This window comes from Arthrobacter wenxiniae (assembly GCF_013376105.1).
GTDB lineage: Bacteria > Actinomycetota > Actinomycetes > Actinomycetales > Micrococcaceae > Specibacter > Specibacter wenxiniae.
The window spans coordinates 1-25,005 of the sequence record NZ_JAAMFM010000014.1 but is presented as its reverse complement, the minus strand read 5'-3'; the positions used below and the strand labels follow the sequence as shown (position 1 = coordinate 25,005).

The 25,005-nt window shown below is 67.7% G+C and carries 26 protein-coding genes and 1 tRNA gene; 12 read left to right on the top strand and 15 right to left on the bottom strand.

From position 1 onward, the window contains the following. Positions 1 to 202: 202 nt before the first annotated feature. The 4 genes from G6034_RS10695 to gcvH all read right to left on the bottom strand — a co-directional run bounded on the left by G6034_RS10695 (position 203) and on the right by gcvH (position 2,463). The gene (locus tag G6034_RS10695) at positions 203 to 712 is read right to left on the bottom strand and encodes a bifunctional nuclease domain-containing protein (protein WP_176635104.1); all 510 of its coding nucleotides are present in this window, start codon (positions 710 to 712) and stop codon (positions 203 to 205) included. Next, a complete protein-coding gene (gene ftsR / locus G6034_RS10690) occupies positions 709 to 1,434 on the bottom strand; it encodes a transcriptional regulator FtsR (RefSeq protein ID WP_343038020.1) in 726 nt (241 codons plus the stop codon). Before ftsR ends, G6034_RS10695 begins: the two co-directional genes overlap by 4 nt. Positions 1,435 to 1,483: 49 nt before the next feature. Continuing rightward, a complete protein-coding gene (locus G6034_RS10685; protein ID WP_176635102.1) occupies positions 1,484 to 1,966 on the bottom strand; it encodes an FHA domain-containing protein in 483 nt (160 codons plus the stop codon). A 110-nt stretch (positions 1,967 to 2,076) separates the two neighbouring features. Further along, the gene (gene gcvH, locus G6034_RS10680) at positions 2,077 to 2,463 is read right to left on the bottom strand and encodes a glycine cleavage system protein GcvH (RefSeq protein ID WP_176635101.1); all 387 of its coding nucleotides are present in this window, start codon (positions 2,461 to 2,463) and stop codon (positions 2,077 to 2,079) included. 215 nt (positions 2,464 to 2,678) lie between these two features. On the opposite strand from gcvH, the gene G6034_RS10675 reads away from it, so the two are divergent. The 5 genes from G6034_RS10675 to G6034_RS10655 all read left to right on the top strand — a co-directional run bounded on the left by G6034_RS10675 (position 2,679) and on the right by G6034_RS10655 (position 5,721). Then, positions 2,679 to 3,476 (top strand): hypothetical protein, encoded by a 798-nt coding sequence (locus G6034_RS10675; RefSeq protein ID WP_176635100.1) that lies wholly within the window; start codon positions 2,679 to 2,681, stop codon positions 3,474 to 3,476. Further along, a complete protein-coding gene (locus G6034_RS10670) occupies positions 3,477 to 3,992 on the top strand; it encodes a universal stress protein (protein WP_176635099.1) in 516 nt (171 codons plus the stop codon). Then, positions 3,989 to 4,504: a CrcB family protein gene (locus G6034_RS10665; protein WP_176635098.1), complete on the top strand. Its 516-nt coding sequence runs from the start codon at positions 3,989 to 3,991 to the stop codon at positions 4,502 to 4,504. The genes G6034_RS10670 and G6034_RS10665 overlap by 4 nt, the downstream gene beginning before the upstream one ends. Continuing rightward, positions 4,501 to 4,884 carry a fluoride efflux transporter CrcB gene (crcB, locus tag G6034_RS10660; protein WP_176635097.1) on the top strand — a complete coding sequence of 128 codons (384 nt, stop codon included), beginning with the start codon at positions 4,501 to 4,503 and terminating at the stop codon, positions 4,882 to 4,884. The genes G6034_RS10665 and crcB overlap by 4 nt, the downstream gene beginning before the upstream one ends. Positions 4,885 to 5,097: 213 nt before the next feature. Next, entirely contained in the window at positions 5,098 to 5,721 is a 624-nt protein-coding gene (locus tag G6034_RS10655; RefSeq protein ID WP_176635096.1) for a hypothetical protein, read from the top strand. Between the two features lie 231 nt (positions 5,722 to 5,952). Here G6034_RS10655 and G6034_RS10650 read toward each other — a convergent pair whose 3' ends face one another. Next, the gene (locus G6034_RS10650) at positions 5,953 to 7,008 is read right to left on the bottom strand and encodes an FAD-dependent monooxygenase (protein WP_176635095.1); all 1,056 of its coding nucleotides are present in this window, start codon (positions 7,006 to 7,008) and stop codon (positions 5,953 to 5,955) included. 142 nt (positions 7,009 to 7,150) lie between these two features. Here G6034_RS10650 and G6034_RS10645 point away from each other — a divergent pair, with 142 nt between their 5' ends. From G6034_RS10645 to G6034_RS10635, 3 genes are read left to right on the top strand one after another with little or no spacing between them, the layout of a single operon-like run. Further along, positions 7,151 to 7,582 carry an SRPBCC family protein gene (locus tag G6034_RS10645; protein ID WP_176635094.1) on the top strand — a complete coding sequence of 144 codons (432 nt, stop codon included), beginning with the start codon at positions 7,151 to 7,153 and terminating at the stop codon, positions 7,580 to 7,582. After that, entirely contained in the window at positions 7,579 to 7,938 is a 360-nt protein-coding gene (locus G6034_RS10640; RefSeq protein WP_176635093.1) for an ArsR/SmtB family transcription factor, read from the top strand. The genes G6034_RS10645 and G6034_RS10640 overlap by 4 nt, the downstream gene beginning before the upstream one ends. 45 nt (positions 7,939 to 7,983) lie before the next feature. Further along, positions 7,984 to 9,780 carry an acyl-CoA dehydrogenase gene (locus G6034_RS10635; protein ID WP_176635092.1) on the top strand — a complete coding sequence of 599 codons (1,797 nt, stop codon included), beginning with the start codon at positions 7,984 to 7,986 and terminating at the stop codon, positions 9,778 to 9,780. Positions 9,781 to 11,897: 2,117 nt separating this feature from the next. Here the strand turns inward: G6034_RS10635 and G6034_RS20300 are convergent. After that, positions 11,898 to 12,218, bottom strand: coding sequence for a phage major capsid protein (locus G6034_RS20300; RefSeq protein WP_176635091.1), 321 nt, complete (start codon positions 12,216 to 12,218; stop codon positions 11,898 to 11,900). Positions 12,219 to 12,585: 367 nt separating this feature from the next. Between G6034_RS20300 and G6034_RS20125 the strand changes: the two genes are divergently transcribed. Then, positions 12,586 to 13,509 (top strand): tyrosine-type recombinase/integrase, encoded by a 924-nt coding sequence (locus tag G6034_RS20125; RefSeq protein WP_218063811.1) that lies wholly within the window; start codon positions 12,586 to 12,588, stop codon positions 13,507 to 13,509. Then, positions 13,494 to 13,883: a tyrosine-type recombinase/integrase gene (locus tag G6034_RS20120; protein WP_343038012.1), complete on the top strand. Its 390-nt coding sequence runs from the start codon at positions 13,494 to 13,496 to the stop codon at positions 13,881 to 13,883. The genes G6034_RS20125 and G6034_RS20120 overlap by 16 nt, the downstream gene beginning before the upstream one ends. Positions 13,884 to 13,938: 55 nt before the next feature. Here G6034_RS20120 and G6034_RS10615 read toward each other — a convergent pair. From G6034_RS10615 to G6034_RS10575, 9 genes are all read right to left on the bottom strand, one after another. Beyond that, positions 13,939 to 14,015: transfer RNA gene (locus G6034_RS10615), tRNA-Pro, on the bottom strand. Between the two features lie 282 nt (positions 14,016 to 14,297). Further along, positions 14,298 to 15,857 (bottom strand): ribosome biogenesis GTPase Der, encoded by a 1,560-nt coding sequence (der, locus tag G6034_RS10610; RefSeq protein WP_176635088.1) that lies wholly within the window; start codon positions 15,855 to 15,857, stop codon positions 14,298 to 14,300. Then, positions 15,854 to 16,588 carry a lysophospholipid acyltransferase family protein gene (locus G6034_RS10605; protein WP_176635087.1) on the bottom strand — a complete coding sequence of 245 codons (735 nt, stop codon included), beginning with the start codon at positions 16,586 to 16,588 and terminating at the stop codon, positions 15,854 to 15,856. The genes der and G6034_RS10605 overlap by 4 nt, the downstream gene beginning before the upstream one ends. Further along, positions 16,585 to 17,313 carry a (d)CMP kinase gene (gene cmk, locus G6034_RS10600; protein ID WP_176635086.1) on the bottom strand — a complete coding sequence of 243 codons (729 nt, stop codon included), beginning with the start codon at positions 17,311 to 17,313 and terminating at the stop codon, positions 16,585 to 16,587. Before cmk ends, G6034_RS10605 begins: the two co-directional genes overlap by 4 nt. A 5-nt stretch (positions 17,314 to 17,318) precedes the next feature. After that, complete coding sequence (locus G6034_RS10595; protein WP_176635085.1) at positions 17,319 to 18,425, bottom strand: prephenate dehydrogenase; 1,107 nt, start codon at positions 18,423 to 18,425, stop codon at positions 17,319 to 17,321. 7 nt (positions 18,426 to 18,432) lie between these two features. After that, positions 18,433 to 19,608: a pseudouridine synthase gene (locus tag G6034_RS10590; protein WP_176635084.1), complete on the bottom strand. Its 1,176-nt coding sequence runs from the start codon at positions 19,606 to 19,608 to the stop codon at positions 18,433 to 18,435. Between the two features lie 114 nt (positions 19,609 to 19,722). Then, positions 19,723 to 20,379 (bottom strand): SMC-Scp complex subunit ScpB, encoded by a 657-nt coding sequence (scpB, locus tag G6034_RS10585; protein WP_176635083.1) that lies wholly within the window; start codon positions 20,377 to 20,379, stop codon positions 19,723 to 19,725. Then, a complete protein-coding gene (locus G6034_RS10580; RefSeq protein WP_425485508.1) occupies positions 20,376 to 21,356 on the bottom strand; it encodes a segregation and condensation protein A in 981 nt (326 codons plus the stop codon). The genes scpB and G6034_RS10580 overlap by 4 nt, the downstream gene beginning before the upstream one ends. Next, positions 21,340 to 22,221, bottom strand: a complete 882-nt coding sequence (locus G6034_RS10575) for an AAA family ATPase (RefSeq protein WP_176635082.1) — start codon at positions 22,219 to 22,221, stop codon at positions 21,340 to 21,342. Before G6034_RS10575 ends, G6034_RS10580 begins: the two co-directional genes overlap by 17 nt. Before the next feature lie 184 nt (positions 22,222 to 22,405). Here G6034_RS10575 and G6034_RS10570 point away from each other — a divergent pair, with 184 nt between their 5' ends. Together G6034_RS10570 and G6034_RS10565 are read left to right on the top strand one after the other, a co-directional pair. Continuing rightward, on the top strand, positions 22,406 to 23,140 hold the full coding sequence (locus G6034_RS10570; RefSeq protein WP_176635081.1) for an ABC transporter ATP-binding protein: 735 nt from the start codon (positions 22,406 to 22,408) through the stop codon (positions 23,138 to 23,140). Between the two features lie 10 nt (positions 23,141 to 23,150). After that, the gene (locus G6034_RS10565) at positions 23,151 to 24,818 is read left to right on the top strand and encodes a DUF6297 family protein (protein ID WP_246295661.1); all 1,668 of its coding nucleotides are present in this window, start codon (positions 23,151 to 23,153) and stop codon (positions 24,816 to 24,818) included. Positions 24,819 to 25,005: the final 187 nt, after the last annotated feature.

Sequence of the window (25,005 nt, the reverse complement as noted above, 5' to 3'; positions counted from 1 at the left end):
GCACGGACGCGGGGTCCTTACCACCAGTGTGACTGCACCCGACACAGCTTGCAATGGGGAACTGATTACTTCGACGTTAGAACGGTGCGGCACCAAGGTCAAAGACGTCATCATAACTATTTTGCCGTGTCGAAAGTTTCAGCCTCAGGTTTAACCTTAGGCACCCTCGGCATTGTGCCCCGGGGCGCCGTTGACGCGGCGGCTACTTGTCGAAGTCCTCGGGCTCAACATCGTTGAGGAACTCGCGGAACTGGCGCACTTCGCGCTCCTTGGCCTCGGCGTCGTCGTCCACCGTTTCGGAGGAGTCGTGCTCGTCGTGATCTGCAATAAGGACGCCTGCTTCCTCCACCAGGGCCTCGGAGGCCCAGATGGCGCAGCCGGCGCGCTGCGCCACTGCAATCGCGTCGGACGCCCGGGAGCCGACTGTGGTGCCGTCATCAAACAGCAGCTCGGCGTGGAAGACGCCGTCCAAGACCTTGGTCAAGTTGGCGCGCACCACCCGGTGGCCCAAGGCGGACACGACGGCCACCAGGAGATCGTGGGTCAGCGGGCGCGGCGGCACCACGCCCTGTTCGGCCAGGGCGATGGCCGTGGCCTCGGAGGCTCCGATCCAAATCGGAATGTGGCGCTCGCCCAGGCGCTCCTTGAGCAGGACCAGGGGCTGGTTGGACGGCATTTCGATGCGGACACCGACAATCTCCACCTCGATCACGGCGCCTCCATGGAGGAAATCCGTGACTGCACCAGCGCACTGTGCAGGCTCAGGCACAGCCCGGCGATCTCGCGTGCGGCCTCGGCGGCCCGCGCGACCGAGGTGCTGTCCCGGCGTGAGGACAAGGGTGCCACGGCGCGTTCGACCAGGCCGAATTCGCGGTCCGCCGCGGCCTGGAAGGGACGCAGGTGGCGCGGTTCCAGGCCGTGCGCGGCCAGGTCGGTGCACGCCTTGGCCACGCGCAGGGCGTTGTCGTCAAAGCTGCCGCCGCGCATTGCCACCAGGCCGTAGCTGATCATGGCGTCCAGCAGTTCGGCGCTGGCGCCACTTTCGGCGCGCAGCTGCTCCGCGCTCAGCCGGCGCGAACGTCCCTTCAGCTCCACGGCCAGGTCGTCGGAGACCATCCGGGGGGCAATCGAGACACCCGGCGGCAGGTTTGCCGGCGTCTCCCCATGGTCGATGGCGTCCAGATATTCCCGGATCACCTTCAGCGGGAGGTAATGGTCGCGCTGGAGGGCGAGCACAAAACGCAGCCGCTCCACATCCTGTTCGCGGAACTGGCGGTACCCCGCCGGCGTACGCTGCGGGGCGATGAGCCCCTTTTCCTCATAAAACCTGATCTTCGACGCCGACACGGACGGAAAGTCGTCCGTGAGCTGGGCCAGAACCTCGCCGATGTTGAAAATGACGGCAGCGCCGGGCCGGCGGCTGCTGGACTGCACGTCCACCAGCCGCCTGCCGGCGCCCTGGTTCACACTTGCCACCGGGCCCTCAGGAATTCGCGGTGGCGTCTGCAGTGCTGAAGTAATACGTCAACCGGAACTTGCCGATCTGCACCTCGTTGCCGGTGCGCAGCAGCACCGAGTCCACGCGGTCGCCGTTCACGTAGGTGCCGTTCAGGCTCCCGGAGTCGGTGATTTCAAAGCCGCCTTCGACCTTGAAGAACTGCACGTGCCTGCGTGAGACCGTGACGTCGTCGAGGAAGATGTCCGCATCCGGGTGCCTTCCCACCGTGGTGACGGCGCTGTCCAGCAAGAAGCGCGCCCCGGCATTGGGCCCTGCATGGGCGATCAGCAGCGCCGAACCGGCCGGCAGCGAATTCACCGCGTTTTGCTCGTCGGCTGCCAGGGCGGGCGTCTGGATGGGCCCGCGCCTGACGGGCGGGAGCTGGATGGACGTGGTGTCTGAAGCACCCGGCTGTTCCTGGGAATCCGCCTGACCGTTCACTCCGGCGTCGTTACCCGTGTCAACCATTGGTACTCCTCCTCAAGGTTTGTCACTAAAAATGGTCCTGAAATGTTCGTGGGCCGCCGGCTGGCCGCCCCCGGGACAGCCGGCCCGGGCCGGCATGTCTTCCTTGGGGTCTAGCCTACCTTTTCCTGGTATTCGGCGGCGCTGAGCAGCGTTGCGTGGGTGGAGGCGTCCGCCAGCGTGATTTCCACGAGCCAGCCGGCACCGTAGGGGTCCGAGTTGATCAGGGCGGGATCGGCGTCGAGCGCTTCGTTGCGAGCGGTCACGGTGCCGGTGAGCGGGGCGTAGATGTCGCTGACGCTCTTGGTCGATTCGACTTCGCCAACCACGGTGTCGGCCGTGACGTCGGTTCCGGCGTCGGGCATCTGGACGTAGACCACGTCGCCCAGCGCGTCCTGGGCAAAATCGGTGATGCCAACACGGACCACGCCTTCGGCGTTGGGCGCCCCGATCCATTCATGCTCGGCGGTGTAGGACAGGTCTGCTGGGATGTTGCTCATGGAGCGCACCTTTCAAAAGTTCATCTCGGCGGGGCGAGGAATGTGAACAAAGCTGCCTTGGGCCAAGGCTGGCCAAGGGCGTTGCTCCACTTGGCCACATCCAGTCTTTAGTGTGGAAGCCTTCTTGACAAGTCGAAGGTGGATTCGATCCTTTTCTTTCGGCGATGGGGTGTCTGCACTGACAGCGGCCATGGTGGAGTGGGATGATGCGTGGTATGAGCGAATCGACTGCGCCCCGACCGGACGACGCCCCCGGCTCCGCCGGGCAGCCGGGAGCCGCCATGGCCAAGCGAAGGATGCCGGTGTGGCTGCGGCGCACCATCGTTGGCGCGGTTGCGGCGATTGTCCTGGTCGTTGCGTACTTCATTGCCTCGGTGACGGTGCCGCTGGCCTGGGCCACGTCCATCCGCGACCAGACCGGCGGAAAACTGGGCAATGCCATACCGCTGGGCATGTTTTACGGCTTCGTGTTCTCATTCGTGCCCGTGGCCGTCGCCTGGCAGGCGCACCACAAGAAGCTGGACAAGTGGGTGCGCATCGGGCTGCTGGTGGTGGCGGTGCTGCTGACCCTGCCCAACCTGCTCACGCTCGCCGTGCTGTACGGCACCACCGGATCGGCCGCCGACGCCCGTTCCATCTGGACGACCGGGGGTGCCAACTGGTTCGGCACCTGGAGCCAGATCTTCATGGTGGCCGGCGTGGTGTGCGCGGTGGGTGTGATCGTCCTGGGCCGTGCCTGGATCAGCCGCGGCAGGAAGATACGCCAGATCAAGGCGGCCGAAAGGCTGGTCAGGGTGAACGACGCCGCGAAGGCCCGGGCCGCCCGCGATGCGGGCCGCGCCGCGGAGAAGAGGGCCCGCGCTGCCGGCCGGGCAGCTGAAAAGTCGGCTCGAGCCGGCTCCCGGACAAACCCCGGCACGCCCCTGGGCGGGGTCCGCCCCGCCACCACCCCTCAGAACCCGCCCTCCGGCGAGGGGCCGGGCACCCCGCCCGACGGCACCCCGCAGGCCTAAATGGATGAACAGGAGCCCCAGCCGGCATGCGTTTTGGCCGGTGTCTACCCTGGCCAGTCCCCGGCCGTGGTCCATGAGGCGGCCATCCTGGCGGCGTCCCTGGGACGCGAGCTGGTCTGCGCCCACGTCAACCCGGGCCGCTACATGGTCTCCGAGGGGGCGGACGGTTCGGAGACCACCGCGTCCGTCGACCCGGACTTTGACGACGACGCCGAGGACGCCTTCCCGGCAGGGCTCACCGCGGACTTGGACCGTCAGCTCGCGCCGCTGGGCATCCCCTGGCGCACGCTCCTGCTGGCTGGCGAGGTGGCCGACGCCCTGGGCCATTGCGCCAACACCCTCGATGCGGCGCTGATCGTGGTGGGCACGCACGGGGACACCCACACCACCATGCGCGAACTGTTCAACCACTCCGTGGCCACCCGCCTGGCCCGCCGCCAACACCGCCCGGTGGTGGTGGTCCCCACGCACCACCCGCGGCCCGGAAGCAGTTCGCCGGGGGCCGGGCGCCCGTGACACGAACCGCACCGCGACCATTCCTGCGTCCACAGTCCCTGGGACTCGTCGCCCTGGGCGGGACTCTGGGCGCCGCCGCCCGCGAGGGACTGGTCCTGGCCATGCCCGACGCCGGCCCCGTCCCCTGGGCGGTTTTCCTCGCCAACATGGCCGGCGCCTTCCTGCTGGGCTTCCTCTACGAGGGACTGGCCCGCGCCGGAGGCCCGGGGACCCGGCGGGCAAGGCTGCGGCTGCTCCTCGGCACGGGCTTTTGCGGCGGCTTCACCACGTACAGCACGCTGGCGGCGGGTACCGCCGCGCTGGCAGGCTGGGGGGTCACGGCGACGGGGCTGGGGTGGGCCGCCGTGTACGCGCTCGGAACGGTGCTTTTCGGCGCCCTCGCCACCTGGTGCGGCATCCTTGCCGGCTCCAGGCAGCCTCCGGCGGCGGAAACCGCGGACGCCGCCCCCCGCGGGACGGGCCTGCATGGCGCGGGCCCGGGCCACGCGGCGGGGGACGGGGGCGGCCGGTGACCCCGCTGGTTTTCGTGGCCCTGGCGGCGGCTGGGGGCCTCGGCGCGGCGGCCCGCTTTGTTGTCGACGGGCTCATCCGCAGCCGGCTGCGGACGGTTTTTCCCTGGGCCACGTTCACCATCAACGCCACGGGCTCGCTGGCACTGGGGGCCCTGACGGCACTCGCGGCAGTGTCGCTGCTGCCGGCCGGCGCCAGCTTCATCGCCGGTGCCGGCTTTCTGGGGGGCTACACCACCTTCAGCACGGCAAGCTATGAAACCGTGCGGCTGCTGGGCGAACGCCGCTACGCGGCATCGCTGGGGAACGCCTTTGGCACCTTGCTGGTGTGCGTCGCGGCCGCGGCCCTGGGCTACTGGGCCGTTTCCGCCTGGACGAGATGACGCCTGCCGCGTTAAATTGGGGCGGCCCGTGCAGAGACGGCGAATCGCTGCACGGGCCTGGCCGCAGCTGACTTTGAGAAAAGCGCATTGGCTACCAGGAACTCTACAGGGGCTCCGAGGGAACCCCTGCATCGGCCAACTGCCCGGACGCGCGTCCGGGGCGGGACAATCAAGGCAAGGGCCCGGCGGCGGCCCGGGCACAAGGAGGACTCCATGCAACCCGTCCCACGCATCACGGTCGAGGTGCCGGTGCTCCGTGTAGGCGCCAGCCCCTCCGACTATGAAAACCTGGGCACCCGCGTTGACGTGCTGCGGCGACGCCAAGGGCTGCACATGACGCTCCTGCACATCGGCATTCTGGAAGATTTTGCCCGGGACATTGTCCAGTGGAACCGCGGCACCACCAGTACCGAGGCGGTAACACGGACCACATCAGCGTGGCTCCAGGCGCTCCCGGTGCTTGACGCCTTTTCCGGGACCGCCGCGAGGCTGACGGTGCTTGGCGGAGGCAGCGTCTGCGGTCTTGAAGTTGAGGTTCCCGAACAGGTCCGGGACTTTCAGGTCGGGCTGGTGCAGGCGCTCCACAGGCTGCTGGACGAACTGCTCGTGGACAACATTGACGACTTCATCCTCAGCTCCAGGGCCCTGGGCTACCGCCACCCCCATTGGACGCCCCACGTATCGGTGGGCCGGCCCGCATCCAGGGACCGCCGCCCCCTGGACATCGAACCCCTGGCGATCGGCTTCGGCGCGTCCCGGATCCGGAACCGCCAGGCCCTCCCCGCCACCGGGCCCGCAGGGACGCCGCCGGCGGGCCGCCAGGCCCCGGACGACTGAGTGCCGCCCGCGCGGCACGTTCGAGCCGACCGCCGTGCGGCAGCCGCCGGTCAGGGGGCGGTTGACCACCTTGGGCGGCCGGGACGGCCCGGAACGCGTCCAGCTGCTCGCGCTGCCGCAACGACCGGCCGCCCGGAACGGGGGCCCGCTGGATGTTCACCCGGGACTTCGCTTCGCGGTGCGCCGGCACCCCGGACAGCCGGTCAGGGCCGGCTCGTCAGGGCCGGCTCGTCAGGGCCGGCTGCGCCGCAGGGCGGAGCCAAAACGCAGGACGCTGCCGGCCGCCCCCAGCGCCGCATTCCGGACCACGAATCCGCGGCGCATCATGGCCACCCGGCCCACCCGGCGGGACATCGCGGCCATGCGCTGCGTCCTCCCGCGCCGCTCGCGGTCGTAGGCCGCGAGCCCTTCTGCCACGGTGGCCGCCTCGCCCAGGCAGCGGCCCAGCGTGGCGCCGTCCACCAGGGCCTCGCAGGCACCGCGGCCCAGGAACGGCGCCATCGCATGGGCTGCATCGCCCACCAGGGCCGTGTTGCCGCCGGCAAAGGATGGTAGCGGCGGCGTTTCAAAAAGCTCGTGGTGCAGGATGGAATCCTCGCTGATCCGGTCCAGCACCTCCGTGACGCCGGACCGCCAGGAGCCAAACACGTCCTGCAGGTGCTGCCGGTGCGGGGGCATGAACGTACCGCCCGCGTCCAGGCAGGCGTACCAGTTGCTGGAGTCCGGGCCGGCCGGGGTGATGCCGAACATGGCACCCGGCGCCCACGTTTCCCCGTAGCTGCCCACCGTCCCGTCCACTGTGCCGCGCCAGACCACCGCGCCGAGCGTCCGTGCGGCGTACCGCTCGCCGAAGACCGCCCGCCGGATGCCGCTGAAGGTGCCGTCGGCACCCACCACGAGATCGACGCCGGCCAGGCCGCCCTGGTCGGCGACGGGGTCGCCAAAGGCGATGTCAACGCCGTCGGCCATGATGGCAAGCAGTGCGGGCCGGGAGACCAGGTGCAAGCCGCCCGCACCATTCACCGCGACCAGCGTCCGCCCGGCCGGGGTCCGCAGCCCGGCACGTCCGGCGTCCGCCACGCGGGCGGCAGCGCGGCGCACCTTCTCCCCCACGCCCAGCTCGTCGAGGGCTGCCAGGGCCTCGGGCCACATGCCCAGCGCCGTGCCAGTTGCGGGCAGGGCCGGGGACCGCTCACGCACGGCAACCTCCCAGCCCCGCAGCCTCAGTGCCCGGGCCGCAGCCAATCCGCCCACTCCCCCGCCTATGACCACCGCATTTCCCTTCATGGAAACGAGCCTACGCCCCGGCACCCGCCAATTCGACCGACGGGGCGCATCCGAAGACCGGCACAATCTGCAACAAAATCATTGCGCCTCGCTTCGCAAAGTGCAACACTTTCATTGCAGATCAAAAGCCAAGGAGCACGTCATGGAAACAAGCACGGACAGGATTGAACGCGAGATCAGCATTGCCGCCACCGCAGAGCGGGTGTGGGAGCTCATCCGCCGCCCCGGCTGGTGGATCAACGACGGGGAGGTGGTGGACCACACGTTCGATCCCGACAGCGACGTCAACGTCATCACCCACCCGGTGCACGGCATCTTTCGCGTCAGGACCGTCGCACTCGACGAGCCGCGGTACGCGGCTTTCCGCTGGCTCGGCGATGACGACGGCGCCGCCACCACGCTGGTCGAATTCTGGATCGAGAGTGCAGCGTCCGGCGTGACCCTGCGGGTTTCGGAGAGCGGCTTCGATTCGCTGGGGGTCAGCGGGGAGGAGCGCCGCAAGAAAATTGAAGGCAACACCGAGGGGTGGCTGATTGAGCTGGACGCGGCACTGAAGTGGGCCCTGCGGTCATGACCACCGCCTCGACGGCGCCGGTGTTCGCCGCCCTGGGCGACCCCCACCGGCAGCAGCTGATCATGATGTTGGCCCGGGGCGGTGCCGCATCCGCGTCGTCGCTGGCCCCGTCGCTTCCGGTGTCCCGGCAGGCCGTGGACCGCCACCTGCGCGTCCTGACCGGTGCCGGGTTGCTGGAGCGGCGGCGTTCGGGGCGCCAGGTGCTGTACTCGGTCCGGCGCGCGGAGCTCGACCGCTCCGCGGACTGGCTCCGGGAGCTGGCCGACGGCTGGGACAAGCGCCTGTCCGCCATCAAGGAATCCGCCGAGGGGACGGGGCAGGCTCCGGCACTTGAAAAAAATCCTACTGACAAGTAACAAAATACCGCCGCAAGCCCGGCGCACCGGGGTACGCTGGCGATCATGGACCACTACCAGCCTCCCCTCGCCGACCTTGCCTTCGCCCTTGAGCATGTTGTCGGCTACCCGGAAATCGCCAAGCTGCCCGGTTTCGAACACGCGGACCTCGACACCGTCGTCGAGCTTCTTGAGCAGTGCGGCGACTTCATGGCCGCCGCCGTGGCACCCATCAACCGCCAGGGCGATGTCCAAGGATCCCGCCTCCAGCCTGACGGCACGGTGGTGACGCCCGACGGGTTCAAGGAGGCATATCACCAATACGTCGAGGCCGGGTGGGGCTCCGTACCGCTGCCGGAGGAATACGGCGGGGGTGGATTCCCCCGGACGGTGGGCGTGGTGATCCAGGAACTCATGACCAGCGCCAACATGGCATTCTCGCTGTGCCCGCTCCTCACCCAGGGAGCCATCGAAGCGATCCTGCACTACGGCGAGGACACGCTGAAGGAACGCTACCTGCCCAGGATGGTGACCGGAGAATGGACCGGCACCATGAACCTCACCGAGCCCCAGGCCGGATCGGACGTCGGGGCCCTGACCACCCGGGCCGTGCGGCGGGACGACGGCAGCTACTCCATCACGGGCCAAAAAATCTTCATCACCTACGGCGACCACGACATGGCGGAGCAAATTGTCCACCTGGTGCTGGCCCGCACGCCTGGCGCCGCCGATGGCACCCGCGGCATCTCCTGCTTCATTGTTCCCAAGTACCTTGTCAACGACGACGGCTCCCTGGGCGCGCGTAACACGGTCGAGACGGTCTCGCTGGAACACAAATTGGGCATCCATGCCTCCCCCACCTGCGTGCTGTCCTACGAAGGGGCCACCGGATACCTCATTGGCGAGGAGAGCCGCGGCATGCGCATCATGTTCATCATGATGAACAGCGCCCGGCTCGGCGTCGGCGTCCAGGGCCTGGCCGTCGCCGAACGCGCCTACCAGCAGTCGCTGGCGTACGCGCAGGAGCGCCGGCAGGGGCTCGCCACCGGTGCCGCGGGGGGCAGCTCAGCGATCATCGACTTCCCGGATGTGCGCCGGATGCTGATGACCCAGCGGGCCCACATTGCGGCCCTCCGCTACCTCATGCTGCTCGACGCCACCTATGTTGACCGCAGCACGAACGACCCTGATCCGGCGGCGCGGGCCCGCGCCGACGAGATCGTGGGAATCCTGACGCCCATCTGCAAGTCCTTCGGCACCGACCTCGGCAACGAGCTGACGTCGCTGGCCCTGCAGATCCACGGCGGCATGGGCTTCATCGAGGAAACCGGGGCGGCCCAGCACCTGCGCGACATCCGCATCGCCGCCATCTACGAGGGCACCAACGGCATCCAGGCCGCCGACCTGGTTGGCAGGAAGCTCGGCGTGCGCGACGGCGACTCGATGCTGGAGTTCCTGGCCGCCATGCGCGAAATCGAGGACGAGCTGGGCAACGCGGGCATGGACTTCGAGACCATCCGCAAGGAACTCAGGCGGCAGTTCGACGCCCTTGAGGAGGCCACCTGCTGGATGCTGGCCGCGGGGCGGGACGATCCCGACGCCGCCCTTTCCGGCTCGACGCCCTACCTGCGCATGTGGGGGCTCTGTGCCGGGGCGTGGATGCTCGCGCGCGCGGCGCTGGCGGCGGCCGCCACCGGCGACCCGGTGCTGGCCGAGAGCCAGCTGGTGCTGGCACGTTTCCACGCGGAGCAGCTGCTCCCGCAGTGCGCCAGCCTGTTGGGTGCCGCCACGGCCGGCTCCCGCGACCTGTTCGCCCTGGACGCCGGCCAGCTGGCCGGGGAGGCCGGGCGGGTCCGAAGCTGAGCCCACCGGGTCCTTAAACACCGTGAGGCAGTGTCCAGCTGGACACTGCCTCACGTTTTCGGTCGGGCTGACAGGATTTGAACCTGCGACCCCTTGGCGCAAAAAGCCCAAATATCGGCACATGGCCGTAGATACGATAGAGCCAAAAAACGCCGGAACCACGCGGCTAAATAGAACATTTCCTGAGCCTCAGGGTGCGCCCAAATATCGGCCCATTCTGTCGGCATGTCCCCAAAATGTCCCTAAAGGAACATCCGCCAGCCCTCAAACCCTGTCCGACCGGCCCTGCCACCACTGGTGCGCTTGCCGTTGACCGGCTTACAGTCACAGCATGCAATGGTGGCAGAACTTCACAGGGTGGATCATCACAACAGGACTCGCTGCAGCAGCAGCAGGCACAGGCGGCTGGGTCATTTGGCGATACCACCAGGACAGGCCCCAAGTGGAGTGGCTGCCGGAGCGCAACACTATAGGCGCGCCAGGCGCCTTCACGGTCACGCTAACTAATGTAGGGGACGCTGCTGCTATCCACGCCCAGGCCAAGGGCACCGGCTGCGCCATTATTGCCATGGGGGACGGCATACAAACATTCTCTCGGATTGAGCCGGGCCAAGCTGTACAGATCAGGGTCAACATTGACCCGCCACCGGAGAATGACCCAACGGCGACGCTGCAAACAATGCAGGACCACGCGTCGGTCCGCATGACGTACCTGACGGCCCCAGTGAAACAACGCAGCCGGCACGCCGTATCCGTACAGCTGACAACGGGGGAAATGTCCCAAGAGAAGCTGTCACCGGGCGACACCTCCCCACGCTAACTCACTTGTACCGCGTCAGCGGCCCTCTGGCATCTTGAGAGGAGATAGTCGTCGGCCGTATCCAGGCCAGTGTCTACGTTTTATTGCTAGTTGTCCGTCGCGCACGTGCGTACACGCGACCCCCTCAAGGCGCAGGGGGGAAGGCCACTTCCGGCCACTCGGGTATTCCGGCCCCGGTGGCAGTGATTGCGACGCCCCTACCGGCACGAATCGGACGGTGGCCGAGATTCACCCCCGCCCGGTCCGTGCCGGTCCGCAGTTCGTCGAATTGACGCGGGACTCGTTGCGTTCCAGCTGGGCGAATCCAATGATTTTGATAATCTGCGTGCAAACAGGGATGTGGCGCTCATTGAACACCGCACCCGCTAGGTCGACACGCCGAGCGGAGCCGACACGCCGCCGTTTTTTTGTGTGCAAGTAATCCACAGGCTGTGGATAGCGGGGGCAGAACTACCGGTTTCTAACACACGAAGGTTCGATTGCCTGTGGACGACACGGTGGTAAATGACATACTTGTAATTCGACACCCTTCTCCCAGTGCACAGGCGTCGCGCTCACTGTATACTGGGAGTTAGATGTGACGACGTCAAAGAGACAGCCAGCCCCAGATGGGTTGGCCGTCTCTTAATTGGATTACAAATTTTATCTTCCACGATCAATTTGTGTTCAAAGACTATCCACGTGTGTGTGTCGGTGTCAATTTTCCTACATAGACCTCCGCACGCATGGTGTGGCTACTTGTAGCTGTCTCGCGTCTGATCGTTACCAACAGATTGGATGTAGGCATTATGAGCAAGAACTCCAAGCAGTCATCATCGAAGACTGCATCACTGGCAAGCCGGGTCTTGGCCAATAAGCGTAGCAGCAGCGCGGCCAAGAGCCTTGCCGGAAGCGTCTTGGCACAGAAGGGCAAGGGGTCGAAGTGATCAACCCACGCTGTCTCCCTGCCAGTCCGTACGACGGCGAAGTTGTTCTCGTAATAGCTGATCTGCCAAGGACAAAGCCTTACCGTGTTGCTTACGACAGCCAAGGCAATCGCTGGATACGCCTGCGCTAGGCAGCTGAACGAGAAGCCCGTCCATCGAAAGATGGACGGGCTTTTCTAGTCTGTGTTTCTGCTTGGGACGTAGTTGATTCCCAGAGACGACCAAGGGCCCTCCTACGGTGGGAGAACCCTTGGTGCCCGGGGGGCTTCTGTGTGCGCTCGTCAGCGTTTGCGCCTATGAGTGGCTCCGCCGTCCATCCATCCCGTCCCGCTGGAATTGGTGACGGTGCGGGTGAGGCTGACGCATGGGGCTTATGCCCCGGCCAGTGCGACCTTGACGAACGCGGTCGGCTGCTGGACGGCGAGCCCGAAGCGGCCCTCGACGCGCATCTTGAGCTGGTTCTTGTCGAAGAGTTCGCCGCCGGCGTCAACACGGAGGTCGACGCCGTCGTCGTGGACCACGACCTCGGCCATGTCCCAGTTGGCAAGGATGCCTGTTCCGGCGCTCACCGCGTTGGTGATGACTCGGGGTATGGTCCAGAGCATCTGGGACGTGTCGCCGCCGGGCGAGCCCATCAGGTACTGGCCGGCCGTCGCGTTTTCGCGCAGCAGGTGCAGACGGCTGCCGATCACGCTTACGCTTCCGCGCGGCGCACGATTGCGAACTTGCGTGACAACTGGGGACGGATGGAAGCCGCCCGGGAAGAACTCCCGCAGCGCATAGGGGATAACCGGGCATACGCGTCGAAAGACCCGGCAGCTTACGCGCGGACTCTCGGGGCCGTTGAGTCCCAGCTGCAGGCGGTAGAATGGACAACACAAACGCAGTAGCACGCACTGGAAGCCGTCACCAACGACAACAGGGAACCCGTGGTCGGCAAGCCGGTCGGGGACGCCGCGGCACAGGCGGCGCGCATCATTGGCGACACGCCGGACGGATGGTTAGTCAGCACAGACGCAATGCGAGCCACAGCCATGAGTACGCCGACGACCGCCACCAGTGAGAGCGGGAGCCGTGGCGCGCGCGTGGATTGAGTACGAGTGGCTGACCGCGGACAAGCAGCAGACAGCCAAGCACGGCGTGGGCAAGCGCTGGCGCGCCTATTGGTGGGAAGCGATAGTCCCGGACGCACAGGGCCGGACCAAACGCCGGCGGTCCCAGCAGTTCGGCCGCAAGGGAGACGCGGAACAGTTCGTAACCAAGATTGAAAACGACCTGCGTGCCCGCACGTATCGGCCGCCGGAGAACGCCGAAACACTCGTCGCCGTCGTCGCGGCCGAATGGCTGGCAACCCGGCTGAACATAAAGCCGGCAACCTACCGCCGATACGAGCGGGAGCTGCGCTCCTACGTCCTGCCGAAATGGGAGAGCGTCAAGATTGGGACGATTACCAAAGCCCAGGTCGCCGGCTGGATAGCGCACCTATCCGCCAGCACCGCCCCTGCCCGATACAAGATCCGCGGAACAGAGCCGGCGCAGTATCACCGGGCCGGCACCATGCGCAGGCCGCTCACGCCGGCGTCAGTGGACCACCTGCACACCGTGTTCTCAGCCGTCATGGGCTGGGCAGTGGAGACGGACCGCATAGGCCGCAACCCGGCCGCCGGCGTCAAGCTGCCGCGCGTCATACCCGCCGACCACGTGTACCTCAGCCACGAGCAGGTAGACGACCTGGCCACGGCCGCGCACGGCGTCACCGACGCCGAAATGGACCGGGCCCTGTTCCAGTTCTTGGCGTACACAGGGCTGCGCATCGATGAAGCCCTAGCCCTCACAGTCGGGGACCTGAACTTGTTCAGGCCCGCGCCCAGATCCTGCAAACATGAACCGTCGACAAGGCCGGCAAGCGGGTACTTGGTACCCCGAAAACTCACGAGCGGCGCAGCATGCCGCTGCCGCGGTTCTTGGTGGACGAGCTGGTAAAGGTCACCGCCGGCCAGCCGCCGGCCGCCTACGTGTTCCAAGCAGCTCGGGGCGGGCCCATGGACGACGGCAACTGGCGTACCCGCGAGTTCAACATTGCAGCCAAAGACGCGGACCTCGACGCACTGGGCATCACACCGCACAAGCTACGCCACAAGGCAGCAAGCGCCGCCATAGCCGCCGGCGCGGACGTCAAGGTCGTGCAGCAGATGCTCGGCCACAAGGACGCCACGGAAACGCTCAACACCTACGGGCACCTATGGCCGGACAGGCTGGACGAGGTGTCCAACGCGCTGGAAGCCGCCAGGGCGGAAGCGCTCAGGAACAAAGCAACCGTTTTGCATGTCCCCAGAATGTCCCCAATAGCGAATTAGCCCAGAAACGACTAAAGGCCGGAACCCCGCATTTCTGCGGAATTCCGGCCTTTGTTGGTCGGGCTGACAGGATTTGAACCTGCGACCCCTTGACCCCCAGTCAAGTGCGCTACCAAGCTGCGCTACAGCCCGAAAGTTCCGCCTCCAGGAGCCATCTCCCGCGGCCGAACCACCTGAAAAAGCTTACCCCATAAAAACGGCCGGGGTGACCATTCCCGCCGTGACGGGGATCTCAACCGCGGCCACCGGGTTTCGACAAGATCAACCACCGGGGACAGGCCCAACCACCGGGTTTCGACAGGCCCCACCACCGGGTTTCGACAAGCTCAACCACCGGCGACAAGCTCAACCACCGGCGACAGGCTCAACCACCGGCGACAAGCTCAACCACCGGGGACGGGCCCCACGACAGTCCTATTTTTTCTTGCGGCTGCGCTTTTCACGCACGCGCATGCTGACCTCGATGGGCGTGCCCTCGAAGCCGAACGTCTCGCGCAGGCGCCGGGTGATGAAGCGGCGGTACCCCGGGTCCAGGAAGCCGGTGGTGAACAGCACGAATTTCGGCGGGCGGCTGGAGGCCTGCGTGCCGAAAAGGATCCGTGGCTGCTTCCCGCCGCGGACGGGGTGGGGGTGCTCGGAGACCAGCTCGCCCAGGAACGCGTTCAGGCGTCCGGTGGGGATGCGGCGGTCCCAGTTTTCCAGGGCCAGGTCCAGGGCCGGCACCAGCCTGTCCTTGTGCCAACCGGTCTTGGCGGAAATGTTCACCCGCGGCGCCCAGTACACGTGGGCCAGGTCCTGCTCGATTTCGCGTTCCAGGTACTTGCGGCGCTCGTCGTCCAGCAGGTCCCACTTGTTGAAGGCCAGCACCAGGGCGCGGCCGGATTCAATCGCGAGCTGCAGGATGCGCACGTCCTGCTCGCTGAGGATCTCGTCCACCGCCAGGAGCACCACGGCCACTTCGGCCTTCTCCAACGCCGTCTGGGTGCGCAGGGAGGCGTAGAAGTCGGCACCCTGGGCCATGTGCTGGCGGCGGCGGATGCCGGCCGTGTCAACAAACCGCCAGGTCCGCCCGCCCAGCTCGATGAGCTCGTCAACGGGGTCGCGCGTGGTCCCGGCAACATTGTCCACCACCACGCGGTCGGTGCCGGCCAGCTTGTTCAGCAGCGAGGACTTGCCCACGTTGGGGCGCCCGATCAGCGCGATCCGGCGCGGGCCGCCCGTGCGCTCCACGCCGGCGACGGCGGAGAATTCCGGGAGCACGTCCATCACCTTGTCCAGCATGTCGGCCACGCCGCGGCCGTGGACGGCGGAAACGGGGTACGGCTCGCCCAGTCCCAGGCCCCACAGTGTGGCGGCCTCGGCCTCTTGGACCAGGTCGTCCACCTTGTTGCCGACCAGGATGACGGGCTTTTTGATGCGGCGGAGCATGCGCACAATGGCCTCGTCGGAGGCGGTGATGCCCACCATGGCGTCCACCACCAGCAGCACGGCGTCGGCCATCTCCACGGCAATTTCGGCCTGCTCGGCCACGCGCAGGTGGATGCCGCGGGCGTCCCGCTCCCAGCCGCCGGTGTCCACCAGCGTGAAGTCGCGCCCGTTCCAGTGGGCCGTGTACTGGACGCGGTCGCGGGTCACGCCGGGAGTGTCCTCCACGACGGCTTCGCGGCGGCCCAGGATGCGGTTGACGAGGGTCGACTTGCCCACGTTCGGGCGCCCCACGATGGCCAGGACGGGGTTCTGGCGCAGGGCGTCCTCGGAGGTGCCGTCGTCGAACCCGCCGGCCAGCAGGGCGGCGTCCTCATCGTCAAGTTCGTAGCTGGCCAGGCCGGCCAGCAGTCCCGCGGCGCGTGCCTCCGCGTCCTCGTCGGAGATTTCCGCCAGCCTCTCGGCAACATGGTCGTCACCCGTGGGCACGTAGTCCTGGTGGCCAAGATCACCCTCGCCGGGGTGCGTGGCGGACGTGGAGTCGCTCATGGTTGGTGTCCTTTGTGCTTTGAAGGTGGGTGGTCATCCGCAGGCAAATCCTGCCCCGTGGCGGCCTTGGCGGCATGTATGTGCCCGGCCAGCCGGAGCTGGATCTTTTCGGTTGCCCTGTCCATTGAAACACGGCCGGAAACCCCGGACTCGCGCACAATCGACAGGGGCTCCCCAAACACCACGTGCAGATGGCGGCGCGGCCTGGGAATTGTGTTGCGCGGCTCGCGGCCCACCCTGGTGCCGAGGATGGCGACAGGCACGACGGCGGCACCCGAGTTGAGTGCCAGCCACGCCACCCCGCCGTTGACGTGGGCGGCGTCCCCGGTCCCCCGGGTGCCCTCGGGCAGGATACCCACGCAGCCGCCGCGGTCCAGCACCTCCTTGGCAAGCTGCAGCGCCCGGCGGTCCCCCGCCCGGTCCACGGGGATCTGCCCGGAGGCGGCCAGGACCCAGCCCAGGAAGCCCTTGAACATTTCGTGGGCGACAATCACGTGCATGTACCGGCTGGCGGCGCCCACCATGACCGGTCCGTCCAGGAAGCTCAGGTGGTTGGCGGCAAAGATGACGGGGCCGTCGGCGGGGATGTTTTCCCGCCCGGCCACGGAGGTGCGGTAGACCACGTGGTCCAGCACCCGCCCCACCGGCCTGCTCCACCACGTCTTCCACCGTGGAGGGGCGGCCGCCACGCTCCGCAGCGGCCTGCCCCCGTCCGCATCAACCGCTTTCATGCTGCCGGGCCCTCGTTCACCGAGAGGCGCACGACGTTGACCACGGCGTCCACGGTTTCGGCAAAATCGAGGTCGGAGGAGTCCACGGTGTACACGCCGTCGGCGGCGCGCTGGAAGTCGACCACGGTGGCATCCTTCGCGTCGCGTCCCACCACCTGTTCGTGCAGCTGCGCCCGTGTCTGGGTGCTGCCGAGCTGGAGTCCGCGGCGGCGCATCCGCGCGTCCTCGCTGGCGGTGAGGATCAGGCGCGCCTCGGCCAGCGGCGCCACGACGGTGGTGATGTCGCGGCCCTCGACCACGATGCGGCTGTGGCACTTGTCGATGATCTCCTGCTGGCGGCGGACCAGTTCGCGGCGGGCGCCCAGGTTGGTCGCGACGGCGCTGACGGCCTGGGAGATTTCCGGCCGGCGGATGGCCTCCGTGACGTTGATGCCGTTCACCCGGACGAACTCGCCGTCCGGCGTCAGGTTCTGCTCAATGTCGAGGGTGCGGGCGGCGGCCTCCACGGCCGCGGCGTTCTCCAGGTTGATCCGCCCGTTCAGGCAGTGCCAGGTCACCGCCCGGTACATCGCCCCGGTGTCCAGGAAGGCCAGGCCCAGCCGGCGCGCCACCGCCTTGCTGACGCTGGACTTGCCGGAGCCGGACGGTCCGTCCACGGCCACCACCAGGGGCTTGCCCAGGCGGATCCGCTCCGGGATCACCGGTTCGGGAAAAGTAACAAACATGTCCGTCACAGAATTACCTTCCATCCACGCTCCGTCAGGTCCTCCACCAAGCGTGCGCGCTTGGACGGCAGCACCGAAATCTCCACCATGCCCACCTGCAGCCCGGCCGAATGGTCCATGCGCAGGTCTTCCACGTTGACGCCGATGTGGCCAATCTCCGTCAGCAGCCTGGCGATCTGCCCGGGCTTGTCGTCGACCAGCACTGTGAGCCAGGTGTACTGCTGCGCCGGCCCGCCGTGCTTGCCGGGGATGCGGGTCTGCCCGGCGTTCCCCTCCGCCATCAGCTGGGCGAGGTCCAGCCTCGCGCCCGGCGCGGTCGGCGCGCGCAGCGTGTTGATCAGCCGGTCCAGGTCCGCCCGGACGTCCTGCATGATCTCCAGCAGCTTGGGCGCGTTGGCGCCGAGGATCTGCACCCACAGGGCGGGGTCGCTCGCGGCGATCCGGGTCACGTCGCGCAGGCCGTTGCCGGCCAGCGAAAGTGCGTGCGGCGGCGTTTCCTGCAGCCGGCTGGCCACCAGCGAGCTCATGACCTGCGGCAGGTGGCTGACCAGGGCCACGGCGGCGTCGTGCTCGTCGGGGGTGAAGCGGAACACCACGGCGTTGAGGTCGATCGCGAGGGCGTGCGCCACCTTCACCGCATGCTTGGAGCTGACGTCGGACGGGCACAGCACCCAGGGCATGGAGTTGAACAGCTCGCCGAGCGCGGCCACCGGCCCGGACTTCTCACGCCCGGCCATGGGGTGGGTCCCCACGTAGCGCTCCAGCATGCCCTGGCGGTCGGGGCCCAATATTTCCGCCAGTTCCGTGGCCACGGCCACCTTGACGCTGGCGATGTCAACCACGACGGCGGAGGGATACCTTTGGAGGGCGCCGGCCACCACGGACGCGGTGACGTCGGGCGGTGCCGCCACGACCACCAGCTCGGGGCTCAGGTCCTGCGCCGCGTCAAGGGCGCGGCCGGCGCCGATGTCCACGGCCACGGCCTGCGCCGACGGCGACGGGTCGGAGACGACCACGTCGATGCCGTGGGCGCGCAGGCCCAGCCCGATGCTGGCCCCGAGCAGCCCGCTGCCCAGGACCAGGATGGGGCCCGTCAAATGCGTCGGATTCATCCCCGGCCTACATCCCCACTTCTGCGAGCAGGTGGCCCACCTCGTGGCGGCCCAGGATGCGGATGCTGCCCTGGCGCTGGTCGCCCAGGGCGATGGGCCCGAACTTGACGCGGACCAGGCGCTCCACGGGGTAGCCGACGGCGTCAAACATGCGGCGCACAATGCGGTTCTTCCCGGAGTGCAGCACCACCTCGGCCAGCACGTGGCCCGGAGTGGAGTCAACCAGGCGGAAGGAGTCGACCTTCGCCCAGCCGTCCTCCAGCTCGACGCCGTCCTTCAGCTGGGCGCCGACGCCGTGCGCCATCGGCCCGCGGACCTGGACCAGGTACGTCTTCTGCACCCCGTACTTGGGGTGGCTGAGGCGGTTGGAGAGCTCGCCGTCGTTGGTCAGGAGCAGCAGGCCCTCGGTGTTCGTGTCAAGGCGGCCCACGTGGAAGAGCCGTTCACGGGTCTGGCGCTTCTTCAGGAAGTCGCTGACGCAGGGGCGGCCTTCGGGGTCGTCCATGGTGGACACAACGCCCTTGGGCTTGTTGAAAACCATGTAGATCATGGATTCGTTGGTTTGGATGGTCATGCCGTCCACGGCGATGTCGGCCGTTTCCGGGTCCACGCGCAGGCCCAGCTGGGTGACGGTGACGCCGTCGACCTGCACGCGGCCCTCGAGGATCATGTCCTCGCACAGGCGGCGGGAGGCCACGCCGGCCATGGCCATGACCTTCTGGAGGCGCACGCCGTCCGCGTTGTGGATGTCGACGTCGTCGGTGGTGCGCTCCGGGCGGCGGTTCTGCTCTGTGGGGCGGTTCTTGACCGGTCCCAGGTTGCGCCCGTATTGGTCGTTCCTGAACGGGCGGGCCCCCGTCTGGGACGGCTTGCGGGTGCCGGAACCGGCGCGGGCCGCGGCCCTGGCGCCGAACTTGCCGGCGCCGGAGGTGGCCCCGCCCTTGGGGCCGCCGAACTTGCCGCCGGCCTTGGGCGCGCCGGCACCTTTGTAGCCGCCGCCCTTGGGGCCGCCGAACTTGCCGCCGGCCTTGGGCGCGCCGGACTTGGCACCGGCCGATTTGGGCGCGCCGGACTTGGCTCCGGCCGATTTGGGCGCGCCGGAGCGCGGTCCGCCGGAGCGCGGATTTCCGCCTCGCGGCTGGTTCTGCCCGGACGAGCTCCCGGAACGGGGCGACGGTGTCATTGGTATGTCCTTAATGCTTCTTGAGTTGCGTTGCTGTACGTGTGGCCCTGAGCGGCTCAGGGGCGGTGCATGGGCAGGCCGTCAGTGAACGGGCCGTGCTTGACAGGGGCGGGTCTAGAGGCTGGCGTCATCAAAGTCGTGAAGATTTTCCAGGCCAGGCAGGTGCTGTGCAATTTGCGGCAACTCTTCCACGCTCCCAATCCCCAGCCGTTCCAAAAAGTACGCTGTGGTGCGGTACAGGAATGCCCCTGACACCGGATCGGTGCCCACTTCCTCAATCAGGCCGCGCTGCGCCAGCGTCCTCACCACCGAGTCCACGTTCACGCCACGGATGGCGGAAACACGGGCCCGCGCGACCGGCTGGCGGTAAGCGATCACCGCCAAGGTCTCCAAGGCCGCCTGCGTGAGCCTGGCCGTTTGGCCGTCCACAACAAACTGTGACACGATCCCGGAATATGCGGCCCGTGAATAAACACGCCATCCCCCGGCAAGTTGCCGCAGTTCAAAGCCGCGCACCGGTAAGGTGCCACCGTCCCTAGTATAGCCGTCGTACTCACGGGCCAGTTCGTGCAGCAGCTCACGCACCCGGGCCGTCGGCAGGCCCACCACGGCGGCCAGCCGCTCTTCCGGGACGGGCTCGTCCACCACCATCAGCACGGCTTCAAGCGCCGCCCTGACGCCGCCGGGGCCGTCGGCGGCTTCCGCCGCGTGCGGGTCCGCGGCCAGGTCGCCGTCTGCCGCTGCCCCGGGCTGGAACTCTTCATCGCTCACGGCGCGTCCTTTCCTGCCGCCTGCCGGCCATGGTCTGACCGGGTGTGGTCCTCATCGTCAAAGTCGCTGTCCGTCAGCTGCGTGTGGCGGACTCCGGCGCTCCAGTGCACCAGCAGCTCCCCCAGCGGACTGGCCTGGTCGAAGGAAATGACCGCGTCGCGAAAGAGCTCCAGCAGGGCCAGAAACCGGGCGATCACCACCAGGTTGTTCCCGGCGTCGGCACTCAGGGTGCGGAAGGACAGGGGCCGCCCGGTCCATCCGTCGGCCTTCGGATCATCGGGATCCGGCATGCCGGCGGTCAGCAGGGACGTGATGATTGCGGCCTGTTCGCGGACGCTGACCGGGGCAATGTGCAGGTGCGCCAGCCCCACTTCGGTGGGGGCGGCCTCCTTCGCCTCCATGGCCCGTGCGGCCAGCTCCGCGAACTGCGCGGGCGTGTGGCGCCAGACCAGCTCCGGCAGCAGCGCGGCAAAATGCGGCTCCAGGCCCACCATGCGGGGATATCGCCGGGCCTCGCGGTCCAGCTCCGCGCCCAGCAGGAAGGCCACCTCCTTGAACGCCTTGTACTGCAAAAGCCTCGCGAACAGGAGGTCACGGGCCTCCAGAAGGGCCAGGTCGTCGTCGTTCTCCACTTCGCCGGCCGGCAGCAGGCGGGCGGCCTTCAGGTCCAGGAGGGTGGCGGCGAGGACCAGGAATTCGCTGGCCTCATCCAGCGCCCACTCCCCGCCGAGCTCCTGCAGGGCCCGGAGGTAGGCGATGAACTCGTCCGTGACGGTGGCGATGGCCACATCCGTGATGTCGAGCTCGTGCTTGGAAATCAGGCCCAGGAGCAGGTCAAAGGGGCCGGTGAAATTCTCCAACCGGACCTCGAACCGGGCCGTGCCCCGCGATGTTTCAGCAGCCCTGCCGTCCGCAGTCCCCGCGCCCCCTGCCCGGGGATCCAGTTCGTGGCTGGCCAGCTTAGGGTGCCCCCCCACGGGCGATCAGCTCTTTCGCCAGGCGGCGGTAGGAGTCGGCGCCCTGGTGGTTGCTCGCGAACGACGTGATGGGCTCGGCCGCCACCGAGGCGTCTGCAAACTTGATGGTGCGCTTGATGACCGTTTCAAAGACCTTGTCGCCAAAGGCTTCCACCAGGCGGGCCAGCACTTCGCGCCCGTGGAGGGTCCGCGCGTCGTACATGGTGGCCAGGACGCCGTCCACCTGCAGGCCCGGGTTCAGCCGGTCGGTGACCTTGTCAATGGTTTCCACGAGCAGCGCCACGGCGCGCAGGGCAAAGAATTCGCAGATCAGCGGGATGATCACGCCATGGGCTGCCGTGAGCGCGTTGACGGTCAGCAGTCCCAGGGACGGCTGGCAGTCGATCAGGACCACGTCGTAGTCGTCCTCAACCTTGCGCAGCGCGCTGGCCAGGACCTGTTCGCGGGCCACCTCATTGACCAGCTGCACCTCGGCGGCGGAGAGGTCAATGTTGGCCGGGAGGATGTCGACGTTCTCTATCTCGGTCGCCAGGATGGCGTCGCGGATGTCCACCTTGCGGTCCATCAACACGTTGTAGACCGTGATGTCCAGTTCATGCGGGTTGGTGCCGAGGCCCGCGGACAGCGCGCCCTGGGGGTCGAAGTCCACCAGCAGCACCCGGCGTCCGGCCTCGGCCAGGGCGGCGCCGAGGTTGATGGTCGACGTCGTCTTGCCCACCCCGCCCTTTTGGTTCACCATGGCGATGACGCGGGCAGGGCCGTGCGAGGTGAGGACCGGCGGCTCCGGGAAATCGGTCAGGGGACGTCCGGTGGGTCCCAAAACGTCGTCGCCCACGAGTGCCGTTGCACCCTGCTCGTTGCTCACCTGTCAGTCCACACTTTCGCCGCTGTGTTGATTCGCTTGTATATCTGCCGCTGCCACCCCCTACGTTACCGGGTGGGCGCGGCATGTTTTGAACATTTGCGGGCTTTCCATTTTGAGCCTTGACCCTCAACTTGAGGCTGAATGTTGGGCTGACGGCCGGACGGCCAGCCTATACTTCGAATTGATGAGCAACCCTAAGAAACCCTCCCCAAAAAGTCCCGAACGGCGCAAGGACGTGGTCCGTGCCGAAAAGCTGCAGGCCGGCTACGGCACCAAGGCAGTCTGCGGCGTGGTCAGCTTCAGCCTCCACTCCGGCCAAGCCCTGGCCCTGGTGGGGCCCAACGGCGCCGGCAAGTCCACCGTCGTGAAAACGGTGGTGGGCCAGCTTGAGGCGGTCTCCGGCACCACGCTGATCAACGGCGACGAGGTCGACGACAGGACCCTGGGATTCCGCCGCGAGGTGGCGGTGGTGTTCGACGACGACGCCTTCTTCCCCGCCCTGACCGTGGAGGAGCATCTGGCGATAGTTTCGGCCGGACACGGTGTGCACGACGTCGAGGACGTGATTGCCGCGGAGCTGGAGTTCTTCGGGCTGGGCAGGCTGGCCAAGTCCCGGCCCTACAATCTCTCCTCCGGCCAGCGCCGCCGCATGCTGCTGGCCTCGGCCTTTGTGCGGCCGCGCTCCCTGCTGGTGCTGGACGAGCCGGAGCAGCGCCTGGACACCGGCATGCGGCACCGGCTGGCCGAACGCCTGCGTGCCGAGGTGGATGCCGGGCTGGCCCTGCTGGTGGTCACCCACGACCCTGACTTCCTCTCCACGGTGGCCACCAAGGCCCTTTTCATTGCGGAAACCATCCATGCCATGACGCCGGGTCAGGCCGCCGTGGCGATCTCTTCCGAAAACCCGCACGTTGACTAGTCCCGTGGCCATGGAAACCAGCGACCGCTTCAGCGCCCGGGAAATCAGGCAGTACACCTTTCGTGCCGGCCTGAGCCGCACCGAGGGCGGCGTCATGGAGCTTGTCTCCGAGGCCTACACCTTTGTGCTGGGCGGGCTGACCCTGCTCACCATGGCCGGCGCCATCATCGTGGGACTGCGCAACAGCCTCGGCGTGGGACACGAGTCAGCGCTCGCCGCCACCGTGGTGGCTCCCGGCTTCCACTCCGTCACCCTGCTCCAGGCCAGCGCCACGGTCCTGCTCACTCTCGCGGCGTCACTGCTGGCCGTCGAGATGACCGTGGGACCCATCACCATGACCCTGCCGCAGACCGCCTGGTGGCTGGGGTTGCCTGTCAAGCGCCGCGGCTTCATCCAGCCCGGCTTCCTGAAGTCCCTCATCTGGCCGGCGGCCGCGGCCGTTGTGGTGGTGGTGCCGGTGGCACTCGGCATGGCGTCGGCGCCCACGCCCGGCCGGATATTCCTCGCGGTGCTGTGTGGGATCGGCCTGGCGTGGCTGCTGTACGGGATTGCCGCGTGGTGCCAGATCACCAACACCGGCTCCTGGTTGAAGGTGCTGACAGGAATCGTGACACTGGTGGCCCCGCTGACCCTTGTCGCCACGGCCCTCTACAACAACACTGCGGGAACAGGGGCCATCACGGGCGCGCGGACGGCGTGGCTGGAATACCTGCCCACGAGCTGGCCGCTGCTGGTGGCCGACGGCGCCCTGTGGCCGCTGGCCATGGTGCCTGCCGCCTTGTTCCTACTGGGTGCCGTGTACTGGAACCTGGAGCGGATCACCACCGCCAAGCTGAAGGAGGGCGCCGCCGCGGGGGCCTATGTGGCCGGTTCCCTGATGTCCATGGACGCCTCGGAACTCTCGCGTTCCTTGGGGGGCGGACGTTCCTCGGGGACGTCAATGGTAAGGCTGCCCCTCGTCTTCCACAGCGGCACGGTCTTTTCCCGCAGTGTCAAGACGCTGCTGAGCACCCACGCCACCATGGCGCTGCGCTCCCCCATGTCCCTGCTGCGCGTGCTGGTGCTCGCGGCGATTCCGGCCAGCCTGGCCGCGGTGCAGTTCCTGGGCAACGCCGTGCTGATTGCCGTGGTGCTTTATTTCTGCGCCCACTTTGCCGCGACGTCGCTGGGCTCCACCGCGCGTTTTGCCAACGGCAATCCGGCCGTGGACATGCTCATGCCCCTGCCGGCCCGGATTGTGCGGCGGGTGCACTACGCGATCCCGGCCATCGGCATGACGGTTTGGGCGCTTGTGTGCTTTGCGCTGCTGCTGGCGCTGGGAGTTGGTTCCCCGGCACTGCTGGTCCTGGCCGTCCTCGCCGGGCCGGGGCTGGGCGCCGCCACCCTGCGCGCGGCATTCCGCCCGGCACCTGACTGGAACATGCCGGCCGTCGCCACGGCGTCCGGCCCGATCCCCACCGGGGCGGTGCGGGCGTTGCTGGTGGGCCCGGACCTGACGCTGATCTCGCTGCTCCCGGTCCTGATCTGCCTGATCTCCGGCGGCGTGCCCGCGATCGCCTTCCCCGCGCAGCTGGGGCTGACACTGCTCGCCTATGCCTGGGGGACGCACGTGCGCAAGCCCAAGTCCTCGAAGTCCGGCGGACTGTTCGGCATGCCCGCGGCGCCTGTGGCCAAGTAGCCGTCCCGTTCCGCGCCGGGCCCTGCGCGATCACTGCGCACGGCAGTGTTATGCGCCGTGCGCGGTGCGGGCCGCGCGCCCGCCGGCGCTCCGCCGAAGGGTGCCGGACGGCGCAAGGCGCGTTCCGGCGTCGTACATCCCCGGGAAACAGCACGTCGGGGGGGCCCCCCCCGGTGGGTGGGCGCCC